The organism is Pararhizobium capsulatum DSM 1112, from assembly GCF_030814475.1.
GTDB lineage: Bacteria > Pseudomonadota > Alphaproteobacteria > Rhizobiales > Rhizobiaceae > Pararhizobium > Pararhizobium capsulatum.
Genome location: NZ_JAUSVF010000004.1, coordinates 89105 through 101107, shown reverse-complemented (window position 1 = coordinate 101107; position 12003 = coordinate 89105). Strand labels below are relative to the sequence as shown.

12 protein-coding genes are annotated in these 12003 nt (G+C 58.5%); 5 read left to right on the top strand and 7 right to left on the bottom strand.

Annotated features, from left to right (window positions below; genetic code table 11):
- Positions 1–102 precede the first annotated feature (102 nt).
- Positions 103–1080 carry an ABC transporter permease gene (locus tag QO002_RS28845; protein ID WP_307236487.1) on the bottom strand — a complete coding sequence of 326 codons (978 nt, stop codon included), beginning with the start codon at positions 1078–1080 and terminating at the stop codon, positions 103–105.
- Between the two features lie 201 nt (positions 1081–1281).
- Here QO002_RS28845 and QO002_RS28840 point away from each other — a divergent pair, with 201 nt between their 5' ends.
- The 5 genes from QO002_RS28840 (at position 1282) to QO002_RS28820 (ending at position 6412) form a co-directional block, all read left to right on the top strand.
- Positions 1282–2091 (top strand): transketolase, encoded by an 810-nt coding sequence (locus QO002_RS28840; RefSeq protein ID WP_307236483.1) that lies wholly within the window; start codon positions 1282–1284, stop codon positions 2089–2091.
- Positions 2091–3059 carry a transketolase family protein gene (locus tag QO002_RS28835; RefSeq protein WP_307236479.1) on the top strand — a complete coding sequence of 323 codons (969 nt, stop codon included), beginning with the start codon at positions 2091–2093 and terminating at the stop codon, positions 3057–3059. The genes QO002_RS28840 and QO002_RS28835 overlap by 1 nt, the downstream gene beginning before the upstream one ends.
- Positions 3060–3138: 79 nt before the next feature.
- Positions 3139–4608, top strand: a complete 1470-nt coding sequence (locus QO002_RS28830) for an FGGY family carbohydrate kinase (protein WP_307236477.1) — start codon at positions 3139–3141, stop codon at positions 4606–4608.
- 22 nt (positions 4609–4630) lie between these two features.
- Positions 4631–5581, top strand: coding sequence for a sugar-binding transcriptional regulator (locus tag QO002_RS28825; protein WP_307236474.1), 951 nt, complete (start codon positions 4631–4633; stop codon positions 5579–5581).
- 45 nt (positions 5582–5626) lie between these two features.
- Entirely contained in the window at positions 5627–6412 is a 786-nt protein-coding gene (locus QO002_RS28820; protein ID WP_307236470.1) for an SDR family oxidoreductase, read from the top strand.
- A 258-nt stretch (positions 6413–6670) separates the two neighbouring features.
- On the opposite strand, the gene QO002_RS28815 is transcribed toward QO002_RS28820, so the two are convergent.
- The 6 genes from QO002_RS28815 to QO002_RS28790 form a co-directional block, all read right to left on the bottom strand.
- The gene (locus tag QO002_RS28815; protein ID WP_307236467.1) at positions 6671–6853 is read right to left on the bottom strand and encodes a hypothetical protein; all 183 of its coding nucleotides are present in this window, start codon (positions 6851–6853) and stop codon (positions 6671–6673) included.
- Between the two features lie 692 nt (positions 6854–7545).
- The gene (locus tag QO002_RS28810) at positions 7546–7773 is read right to left on the bottom strand and encodes a hypothetical protein (RefSeq protein ID WP_307236464.1); all 228 of its coding nucleotides are present in this window, start codon (positions 7771–7773) and stop codon (positions 7546–7548) included.
- Between the two features lie 103 nt (positions 7774–7876).
- Positions 7877–9124 (bottom strand): enolase C-terminal domain-like protein, encoded by a 1248-nt coding sequence (locus QO002_RS28805; RefSeq protein ID WP_307236461.1) that lies wholly within the window; start codon positions 9122–9124, stop codon positions 7877–7879.
- Between the two features lie 51 nt (positions 9125–9175).
- On the bottom strand, positions 9176–9910 hold the full coding sequence (locus QO002_RS28800; RefSeq protein ID WP_307236660.1) for an ATP-binding cassette domain-containing protein: 735 nt from the start codon (positions 9908–9910) through the stop codon (positions 9176–9178).
- 46 nt (positions 9911–9956) lie between these two features.
- Positions 9957–10928 carry an ABC transporter permease gene (locus QO002_RS28795; RefSeq protein ID WP_307236457.1) on the bottom strand — a complete coding sequence of 324 codons (972 nt, stop codon included), beginning with the start codon at positions 10926–10928 and terminating at the stop codon, positions 9957–9959.
- A 59-nt stretch (positions 10929–10987) separates the two neighbouring features.
- Positions 10988–11968, bottom strand: a complete 981-nt coding sequence (locus QO002_RS28790; RefSeq protein WP_307236455.1) for a sugar ABC transporter substrate-binding protein — start codon at positions 11966–11968, stop codon at positions 10988–10990.
- Between the last annotated feature and the right edge of the window lie 35 nt (positions 11969–12003).

The window sequence follows — 12003 nt, the reverse complement described above, 5'->3', positions numbered from 1 at the left end:
CGTGTCGGTTTCCTGCCATTGCCGGAGACCTCTCTTGCCGGCCCGCACTATTGCTTGCCATTTTCAGAACCCGGGGCGTCCTCGCCCCGGATGAAAATTTGGTTACTTCCGTTTGCGATAGGTTTCGGCAGTGACGGCGAGGACAATGACCGCGCCAATGATCACCTGCTGTAAGAAAGGCGAAACGCTAAGGAGGTTAAGGCCGTTGCGCAGCACGCCAATGATGAGCACGCCGATAATAGTGCCGCCGATACCGCCTGTGCCGCCGGACAGCGAGGTGCCACCGATGACGACGGCCGCGATGGCGTCCAGCTCGTAGGATACACCGGATGAGGGCTGCACCGAGTCGAGGCGCGCTGCGAGAACCATGCCCGACAAACCAGCCAGAAAACTGCAGACGACGTAAACAAGCACGGTGGCCAGCTGCACGTTTATTCCCGCCAGCCGCGCCACTTCCGCGTTGCCGCCGATGGCATAGAGAATGCGGCCTCCATGGCGGTAGCGCTGGTAGAGCAGGCCAATCAGGAACACGACAAACATCACCGCAACTGTCAACGTCAGGAAGCCGCCGAAGCGCACGATGGCCATCATGTTAAACCATGCGGGAAATCCGATGATCTGCTGTCCGTCGGTAATCATATTGGCAATGCCGCGAGAGATCGACATCATGGCTAGGGTGGCAATGAACGCAGGCACGTTGAACCGCGTGATAAGAAGCCCGGCGATAAGGCCGTTCAGCGACGCCACCAGCAGCGCTGCGGGGATGGCAATGCCCATCGGGACCCCGACAACGACGTTCAGGTAGCCGACGACCATCATTGCCAGCGCCATGACCGACCCCACGGCCAGGTCGATGCCGCCGATGAGGATAACCATGGTCATGCCCACGGCCATTACACCCAGCACCGTGATTTGATCCAAGACGTTGAGAAAGTTGCGGATCGAAAGAAATTTGTCGGTTGCAAAGGTCAGAAAAAGACACAGGAGAAGCAAGCCGATAAGCGGTCCTGTTGCCCCGCGCAGCGAGGCAAAAATCTGGCCAGCAGCGATACCGTGCCTCTCCTTCGTAGCTGCAAGCATAGCATCCTCCTCGAAACCAGCCCATAAAAGACGCGTGCATAAATATGCATGTCTGTCTGTAAATTCCTATAGTATCGATTGCATCTCTGTCAACCTGGATTTTCGGTCTATATTTTTACCTCAAATGTGAATTGCGCTTGACTTAAAGGCCAATCTTGCAATTATATAAACGAATGAATATTTATGCACTAAGAGGGATTCATGCAGCCGAACGATCTCGACAGCATCGCCCGGCAGATTCGCCTTCGCGATCTGCAGGCGGTTTTTGAAGCCGGCGCAGGCCATATCGGCGGTGAGATGTCGGCCATCGACATTCTGACCGCGTTGTATTTCCGCGTACTGCGGATCTGGCCGGATCAACCGAAACATCCAGAGCGCGATCGCTTCATCCTCTCGAAGGGTCATGTCGCCCTTGCTCTATACGTGACTCTGGCCAAGCGCGGGTTCATTTCTGAAGAAGAGATCAGCACTTTCCTGAAGCCGCATTCGCGTCTGAATGGACATCCGAACTGCAACAAAGTTCCAGGCGTCGAGACCAACACCGGCCCGCTTGGACACGGCCTGCCCGTTGCCGTCGGGATGGCCAAGGCAGCCAAGTTAACCGGCGCCAACTACCACACCTATGTGATGACCGGTGATGGCGAGATGCAGGAAGGATCGAACTGGGAGGCAATTTCATCAGCAGCACAGTTCCGCCTGGACAACCTGACGCTGATCATCGACCACAACCGTTTCCAACAGGGTGCCTCCCTGAAGGATACCAACAATATGGCCCCGTTCCCCGCCAAGCTGGAAGCGTTCGGATGGTCCGTGTCCGAGATCAACGGCAATGACATGGCGGACATCATCTCCGCGCTCGAACGGCGCGGCGATCGTCCGCACTGCATCGTCGCCCATACCAACAAGGGACACGGTATCTCGTTTATGCAGGACACGGTGGACTGGCACCACAAGGTTCCCAACGCCGAGCAGTACAAGATCGCGGTCGCTGAGCTTTCGGAGGCAATGTGATGAATGCTTTGACAACTCCCCCCAAGCTTCACGACTGCCGGGATGCTTTTGTTTCCACGCTGGAACGTCTCGCGGCCGACAACGCCAAAATCGTTGCGGTGTGCAATGACTCGGTAGGCTCGTCCAAACTGGGCGGATTCAAGGGTAGATGGCCGGAGCGGCTGGTAAACGTTGGCATCGCCGAACAGAACATGGTGGGCGTCGGTGCTGGCCTTGCCAATGGCGGCCTCCTGCCCTTCGTCTGCGGCGCCGCCTGCTTTCTGACCGGTCGATCCCTGGAACAGGTCAAGGCCGACATCGCCTATTCGAACGCCAATGTGAAGTTGGTCGGCATTTCGTCGGGCATGGCCTATGGCGAGCTTGGGCCGACGCACCACTCCATTGAAGACTTTGCCTGGCTTCGGGTTTTGCCGAACCTGCCGGTGATCGCGCCCTGCGATTCGATCGAGACAGCCGCGGCCGTGGAATGGGCAGCAGCCTATGAGGGGCCGGTCTTCCTGCGCCTATCGCGCGTCGGGGTGCCGGACCTGCTGCCGGCTGGGCATACATTCGAACTCGGCAAGGCCAATCTGCTGCGGGACGGCGATGCAGTCACGCTCATCGCTAACGGCACGCTCACGCATCGCATTCTAACGGCGGCCAAGCTTCTCGCCGAAAAAGGCATCGAGGCGCGCGTATTGAACATGGCAACCGTCCGGCCTATTGATGTCGAGGCAGTGGTGGCCGCAGCTCAAGATACCGGCGCCATTCTGACGGCCGAAGAACATTCCACCTTTGGTGGTCTCGGCTCCGCCATCGCTGAAGTCGTGGTGGCCGAGGCGCCTGTGCCGATGAAAATCCTCGGTGTTCCCGGCATCTTCGCGCCGACAGGATCGGCAGAATTCCTGCTAGACGAATTCGGGATGTCCCCGTCCGCCATCGCCGAGGCGGCCATCACGTTGATAGCACGCAAGTCTTGCCGCAGCTGATATCGCGGATGAGATGACGTGCCGGGCGTGGCGAGCCTCCCTGATGCCGCGCCTGCAATTCTTGCCTGTCGGAGCAGCTATGACGACCGCCATTCTCGCCATTGATCAGGGCACCACAAATTCCAAAGCGGTGCTTGTATCGACGACCGGAGAAATCTTGTCGCGCGGGTCGTCTTCCGTCGGCATCGAACACCCGCAGCCCGGCTGGGTAGAACAAAGCCCCCTGCGTATCTGGGCATCCGTGCAGGAGGCAATTGCCATTTGCCTGCAAGCAGTACCAGAGGCCGATATCCTCGGGATCGCAATTTCAAACCAGCGCGAATCGGTCACCGTCTGGGACGCAGTCACCGGCGAGCCGCTTGGCCCGGTGGTCAGCTGGCAATGCCGTCGGAGCGCACCCGCCTGCGCCGCGTTCATTGCCGCAGGCCATGCCTCACGCGTACAAGCCCTGACCGGTCTGCCCATCGACCCGATGTTTCCAGGTCCAAAGATGAAATGGCTTTTGGATCGCGTGCCCTCCGGGCGCCAAGCGCGGCTTGGCACAATCGATGCCTGGCTGATCCACTGCCTGACGGATGGTATGGTCCATGCGTGTGACGCCTCCAACGCGGCTCGCAGCCAGCTTTTCGACCTCAACCGACAGGCATGGAGTGACGAACTCTGCGCGCTGTTCGGTGTGCCGAAATCATCCCTGCCGCAGGTACGCGACAGCGCGGCCCGGTTTGGCGAAACCAAAAAAGTACCGGGATTGCGCGACGGTATACCGATCTGCGCGGCGATCGGCGACAGCCATGCCGCACTGTTCGGGCACGGTGCCTTCAATCCTGGTGACGGCAAAGTTACGTTCGGTACGGGTTCCTCCATCATGACGACGTTGCCGCGATTCATCGCGCCCCAGCATGGGATTACGACGACGATCGCCTGGTCGATCAATGATCAACCCACCTATGCTTTCGAAGGAAATATTCTTGTCTCCGCCGCGGCGTTGCCATGGATGGCCGAGATGCTGGGTCTGCCCGATGTACAGGCGTTGACAGATCTCGCGGCCACGGCCGAGCCCATGGGTCCGGGCTTCGTGCCTGCCTTTGTCGGACTTGGCGCGCCATATTGGCACGCAGACGCGCGGGCCCTATTTTCAGGCATCACCTTCAACACCAGCCGCGCCCAGATGGCACGCGCCGTGACGGATTCAATAGCTTTCCAGGTTCATGACGTGTTCGAGGCGATGTCGGCGCAATCGCCAGCACCGCTAGGTCGACTCTACGTCGATGGCGCACCGAGCAAGAACGATTTCCTCATGCAATGCGTCGCGGATACGGTCAATCATGCAATCATCCAGTGCGATGCCCCTGAAGCTTCCGCACTCGGCTCCGCCTATCTCGCGGGTCTTTCGCTCGATATCTGGCCCGACCTCGCCGCAATCGCCGCTTTGCCCCATCCCGGAAAAACCTTGCCGCCACGTTCGTCGGATTCGGAAGCTCGGCTTCTCACCTGGAAGGACGCAATCTACCGCTCGACCATGACCACTCCTTCATTTAAGGGTGAATAAAAATTCACACCTGGAGACGCCTATGGGCCGCATGAATGAGCTACGATTGATCGCCCGCATTGCTCAGATGTATCACGTCGAAGGCAAACGGCAGGGGGACATCGCCGAAATCATGCATATGTCGCAGGCGACCGTTTCGCGCATGCTGAAACGGGCGGAGCAGGAAGATATTGTCCGAACCACCGTCATCCCTCCACCCGGGACTTTTGCCGAACTCGAAACGGCGCTTCGGGAACGCTATAGCCTGACAGAGGCGATCGTCATCGATTGTTCAGAAGATCGCGATGGCGCAATCATGGCCCGCATCGGCGAGGCGGCCGCCCACTTTCTGGAGGTTACACTTCAGCAGGACGAGATTATCGGTGTCTCAAGCTGGAGCCAGACAATCCTGCGCATGGTGGATAACATCCACCCCTTCAAAAACGCCAAGGCCAAATATATCGCGCAGATCCTCGGCGGTATGGGCGACGCTTCCGTCCAGACCCATGCCACACAGCTAACAGCGCGCCTTGCGCGGCTCACCGGCGGAGAGCCGCGCCTGCTCCTCGTCCAGGGCATCACCTCGTCGCGCGAGGCAAAACTCGTCATGTTGTCCGACCCAGTCGTGCGCGGAACGCTGGACCTCTTCGGCCGCTTGACCCTCGCAATTGTTGGCATCGGAGCGGTAGAGCCATCCGAGTTGCTCGCCCGTTCTGGCAACACTTTCTCCCGCCAGGAAATGGCAATGCTTCACGAAGCGGGTGCTGTCGGCGAGATATCATACCGGTTCTATGACAAGGACGGTAAGCCGGTCGAAACACCGTTGAACGAGCGCGTGATCGGCATCTCGCTAGAGGACCTGAAAAAAGCCGGCCGCGTCATCGCACTGGCTGGTGGCGAATCAAAGACCCAAGCTATTGCGGGTGCCCTGAAACTGGGCGTCATCGACGTGCTTGTAACTGACAAATTCACTGCAGCGAGGCTGACGGCCTGAGTCCGAGAATGCCGTTTGGCGTGCTGCGTATCATGAGGAAAGACTATGAAACGTTTTGCAAATCAGACGGTCTTCGTAACAGGCGGCAACAAAGGCATCGGCCGCGGTATAGCCAAGCGCTTCGCCGAGGAAGGTGCAAAGGTCGCAATCGCGGCCATCGAAAAAAACACAGCTGACGTAGCCGTTGAACTCGCACAGGAAGCCGGCGGAGATATTCTTGGTTTCACCTTGGACGTGACTGACGCCAAGGCCGTGCAAAACGCTTATGGTGAGGCCGAGGCGAAACTCGGTCCTATCTCTGTATCGGTGCAGAACGCAGGGGTCATCACCATTGCAAAGATTCAGGATCTGACAGAGCGCGAGTGGGATCTTAATCTGGACGTCAACACAAAGGGGGTCTTCCTGTGCTGCCAGGAAGCTATTCGCCGCTTCCGCGCAAGCGGCACGAAGGGCCGCCTGATTAACACGGCCTCCGGACAAGCCCGCCAAGGGTTTATCTATACACCACACTACGCAGCCTCGAAATTTGGTGTCGTGGGTCTAACGCAGAGCTTGGCTAAGGAACTAGCGCGAGAAGGCATAACCGCCAACGCCATATGCCCCGGCATTATCCACACCGAGATGTGGGACTACAATGACAGAGTCTGGGGGCAGATGCTCGGCGAATACGCACCCGGAGAATTGATGGCGGAATGGGTTGAAGGCATTCCCATGGGTCGGGCAGGGACTCCCGCCGAGGTCGCTGCCCTTGTTGCTTTCCTTGCTTCTCCGGACGCGGCCTACATCACCGGCCAAACCATCAACGTCGACGGCGGATTGATTATGTCATGATGTTTTTGTGAGCGACGGCCGCTGGAGACAAATTTAAGCCGCGTATCTCCAGCGGCGCGATTTTTCACATCTCTGCTGGTAACCTTGCTGAAACAGGACCCGTCGACCCTCTGCTCATTGATTTCGACAAACAATCCCGCCTTCGGGTGAATGGGACGGCATACATCGAAATCTCTAGACCGCGTGACGGGGCAAGTTTTCGTTCGAGTGCAAGCAACCGATATTCATCCGAATTGTCCACGACAGATGCACAAGAGGTCACGCTTTTAGCCCGCTCATGGGAGGGATAGGTAGATCAGTCAGCACCTTCACACGCATCTGGCCGTAATCCTCCGCCTCCTTCCGCGTCGCGAAGCCGTGATGCTCGATCGCTTCACCATGAAAAATCTTAGCCACCCAAACCCCTTGAAATTTTTTGATTTTCACACTTAGCTCGCCCAAAACACAAATCCCCCATTGATGGCGATGCAACTATAACGCACGCAAATGTACGCCACATCACCTATTCGGGTGACGTCCGTAAAAGATTCACACACGGGTGGTACAAGTGTGGCTCAGACTTGAGCATCACGGCGCTAGACCGCCATCCCCGGCCGCCATTGGTGCGCCGCCCCCCCCCGGTAAAACCCAAGCAAACGCCCCCGATAGTAAGCCCAAACATTATCGGCCGTGAGGATTACGCACATTTGTTCGATTGGTAATATTGAAGGCAAGCAGTCGTTTATCCAAAAATCAGATAAAAAATCGCGGCCCAAAAAACAGCACAGAAGATGAGCACCGCGGTCAGCGTGTTGAAACGCGGTGCGGATGGAAGTCGATACCAGTCCTGGCCCGTTCTGTGAATATCTCGGATTCGACTCACGGTCATTGTCCTCGGCACGGTCCTTTTTTTGTCCTGCTTTTGCTCCGTTTTTCGACATCCCGAGTGCAACCGGGAGGGTGCAGAACGTGTCGGCGTGTTCTTGAAATCTCGCCCGTTCCGGCTTCATTTTTAGGCGGCCTGTCCTTCTCGTTCCGCAGGCCGTTTTTGTCTGCGTAACTCAACGCGCAAAAAATATGCATACGTCAGTTACTCGAAGGTTGAGGAAGCAGCCGCTTGATGAGATGGGTCTCCGTTACGCGGTTCCTTCGACCTAATGCGTATCGTCGATCACACTCGAATTAAGGGACAGAATTTTATCGTTCGGGTCGGCGTCTATCGTTGCCGCGAACGTCACGCAGAAGTCATGGGCCGCCGTGGCCGCCGCATACTCATCCCTAAATGGGCCGAGGACTGTGACAAAGCCCCCAACATCGACAGCAATTGTTTTGAACTTCGGATCGAAGATAAAAGTCCCGCTCAACGGAGCTGTACCGCTCATTATCATCGGAAACCTCCAGGTTTTCTCTGATGGGGTCGTGCCTCTAGTTACTGTTGCACGGCATTTGATAGACGAGTCGCCCACACACTGCGTTCACCTCGTCCTAGTAGTTGACGATCCGGGTATCGTTCGGATCGGCCCATTTGGTGTTTGGGACGACCGAGAACCATCCCGCCCGGGACGGGTCGCGATCATAGGGATAACCGCCGAGCGACTTGTGGAGGTCGGCATATTGCCCGAGCTTGTCGCGATCGAGTTCGACGCCGAGACCCGGCGCCGTCGGCACCCGGATCGCCCCGTTCTCGTAGCGCATCGGTCCACCGACGATGATGTCATCGGTGAGCTGGTGGTAGTGCGCATCAGCGTGAAACACGAGGTTGGGGACGACCGCGCCGAGATGCAGCATGGTCGCCAGCTGGATACCGAGCTCGCCGGACGAATGGACCGCAATCCCGAGCTGGAACGTCTCACAAACACCTGCCGCCTTGATACATGGCCGGATGCCGCCCCAGAACGTGGTGTCGAGCAGGATGACGTCCACGGCGGGATTGAGGATGTTGGCGGCGAGCTGCTCGAAGTTCACCACCACCGTGTTGGTGGCAAGCGGCATGGTGGTGTTTTCGCGTACCCGGCGCATCCCGTTCAGTCCCCAGGTAGGGTCTTCGTAATAATCGTTGTTGAGATCCTCAATGCCCTTGGCGAAGCGGATTGCCTCCTCGACGCTGAAAGCCGCGTTGGGGTCATAACGCACACTGTCTGGCCCAAGGGCCTTGGCCCACGCGCGAAACACTTCCAATTCGTAACCCGGAGGGAAGACACCGCTTTTCAACTTGTGGGTTGTGAAGCCGCATCGCTTCTTCAGCGCCAAGGTCTGCTCGATGAGTTGATCGGCGGTGCGCGTCTCGCCTTCTCCGGTGTCCTTGTTGGGTAGGCGGAAGAACATGTAGCTGGCGAAGGGTACCGTATCGCGCATCTTGCCACCGAGAATGTCATAGACCGGCACACCGAGGTACTTGCCCATGATGTCGAGACAGGCGAACTCGATCGCCGCATGCATCTGGGTACGGTTGTTGTAAAGGCTGGCTGTCGGGTTGCAGATCATGAAGCGGAGGTTTTCCAGCTCGAAGGGATCATGACCCACGAGGTAGGGCTTCAACGCCCGGAACGCCGCTTCGGCGCTTTCGCCGCCGCCACCCATTTCACCGAGGCCAATGATGCCCACATCGGTCTCGACCTCGACGATTGTGCGTACGAACCGCCCCCAATGCGCGCCGTTGGAATGACGCAGCGGTGCCTCCAGCGGTACTGTAACGGTGGTCGCGCGGATATCGGTAATTTTGGGTCGCTTCATGGAAAACTCCAATGCGGTCTGTCGGTTGGCAATGGCCGGGCGCACTGCCGGCTAGCTGATCATCCGGGTCATCTCGTCGACGCTGATCTCGCCCGCCGGGAGATCTGCAATTTTCTCTCCACGCGCCATCGCGACGATACGGTCGGAAATCGGATGGATGTGGTGAAGATTGTGGCTGATGAAAATCGACGTAACGCCGAGCCCCTTGAGCTCGACGACATGGTCGAGCACCTTGTTGGTCTCCTTGACCGACAGGTGATTGGTCGGTTCGTCGAGGATCAGGACTTTCGAACGGAAATGCATGGCACGCGCTATCGCGACGCCTTGGCGCTGGCCCCCCGACAATGCTTTGACGGGCGTGTCGGGGCCGCGCAGGTGCAGGCCCACTCCACGTAGACCCTCCATGGCCTCGCGGGCCATCTTCTCTCGATCGACAATGCCGAAGCCGGGGCGGCCGAACTTCAATGGCTCGCGCCCAATGAAGAAGTTCTGCGCGATCGACATTTCCGGCACCATGGCCGTGTACTGGTAGATCGTCTCGATACCGAGACCCATTGCCACCTCCGGGCCGGTGATGGAAACGCTCCGCCCCTCGATGAAGATCTCACCTTGGTCCTGCGGATGGACGCCGGACAGGATCTTGATCAGCGTCGATTTTCCGGCTCCGTTGTCGCCGACAAGACCGATCACCTCGCCGCGACTGGCGTGGAAATCGACATTCTTCAAGGCATGCACGGCGCCGTACCACTTCTGCAGGCCGACGCATTTAATGATCGGCTCGACGATGGCCGGGGCCGGATTGACGGTAGGATTGGCAGCGTTGTCCATAGCCTTACCCCTTCATGCCTTCGGCTTTCAGCCGGGTTTGCGTGTTGAGGACGACCGCCACCACGATCATGGCGCCGACGGCGAACATGAACCAGTTGGCGTTGACGCCGCTGAGGATGAGGATGTTCTCGATCATTGCTATCAGCAGCGTACCGACCACCGCGCCCAAAATTGAGCCGACGCCACCGGTGAGTGCGACACCGCCGATGACGGCCGCTGCGATCGCTTGCATTTCCAAGCCCGTGCCGAGGTTCGGCACAATCACCTTGACGCGAAAACTCTGGATGATGCCGGCGAGACCCGCCAGCGTGGCGCAGAGCATGAAACAGGCCATCTTCACCCGCTCGGTCTTGATGCCCATGTCGCGAGCCGCCTGCGGATGGCCGCCCGTTGCGAATATCCAGTGGCCGAAATCCATACGGCGCAGCACGAAGCCGAGCACCAGCGCGATGGCGACCATGTAGAGGAGCGAGATGCGCGGCGTGACGAGCCAGAGATCAAGCCGCCCGACCAGCCAGGAGACATCAAGTTCGCGCGGAAAGACCGGTGGGAAACCGCCGGCGAGCACGACCGCAAGGCTGCGCGCCATGAACAACATGCCGAGGGTCGCGATGAAGGACGGTATCTTGAGCTTCAGCGTGATAAGGCCGTTGGCGAAGCCGATGAGCGCGGCGATCAGCAGACCGATCAGGATGGCCACCGCGATCGGCCATCCGTTCTGCATCAAGAGCACCGTCACCATCGGCGACAGGCCGAACACGGACCCGACGGAGAGGTCGAACTCGCCGGCGATGATCAGGATGGTGATGCCCATCGCGACAATCGCGATCTCTGGGATCGGTTGCAGGTAGACGGTCATGTTGCCGGTCGTAAAGAACCTGTCGTTGAGGACGCTGAAGACGACAAGCAGCGCGAGGAAGATCAGCAGCGCTGCCATTTCCGGTCGCGCCATCAGGTTGCGGACACTCGGTCTCATTTTTTCTGGCTCCAAGAGTGCCTCCCGCCGCGGGACGGGAGGCGAGATAAGGGACTGACCTAGCGCACGCCCAGGGACATGAACTTCTCGACTTGCTCCAGGTCCTTGGGTTCAACCACGGCCTTGCCTGTGTTGACGTCGAAGGCGCTGAGCCCGAACTTCTTCATCATCGCCAGCTGGAGGATCGGCAGATAACCCTGGTAGTAGGGTTGCTGGTCGATGGTGATGTCGACGTATCCCTTCTTCATCTCATCGATCACGACGGGCACCAGGTCGAACATCGCCATATGCAGCTGGCCCGGTTTGATGCCGAGGTCACGAAGGCATTCGCCGGCGCCCGCGCCCCAGAAGCCTGCATCGACATAGGCATTGGTTTCAGGCTTGCCTTGCAGGTATTGGCAAATACGCGATGCGGTCACGGAAATATCGTTGGACGAGTCGATCACCTCGTAGTCAATTTGCCGGGTGGGCTCGGCCGCTTTCGCCTCTTCGAGGAATTTTTTGGCGCCGCCGATACGCATCTCCGCCCAGCTTTCGCCCGGCCGCGAAAGACCGAGAAGCGCATGCACCGGCTGGTCCGCCGGGATCTTGGCGTAGAGCCCTTTCATCAGGACATAACCGGCCTCGAATAGGTTCTGCCCGACGAAGGCGTTGCGCGCATTGCCGGCAGCCCCCTGGCTGTCGTCGACGTTAGCTGTGATGACCGGGATTCCCTTGTCGATCGCCTTCTTCACCGCCTCGTCGTATAGATCGTCATTGACGATGACGGTGACGATGCCGTCGACGCCCTGCTCCACCACGGTGTCGAGGTTCTGCAGATGCTTTTGCAGGTCCCCATTCGGCGTGGTGAAGATGAGCTGGCAGTCCGCCTCGAACTGGGTGCAGGCGTCGTCCATGCCCTTTTTAATCGACTGCCAGAAGCTGTTGTCGATGCCCGTCTGGGTTAGGTAGACAAATTTTGGCTTTTCCTGAGCCAAGGTGGTGCCTGCCGCCAAGCACGCTATCCCAAGGGCCAGTGCGGCCAGCGATTTCTTCACCATTTCAATTCCTCCCAGGTTCCGATGGAGGCGCTCTC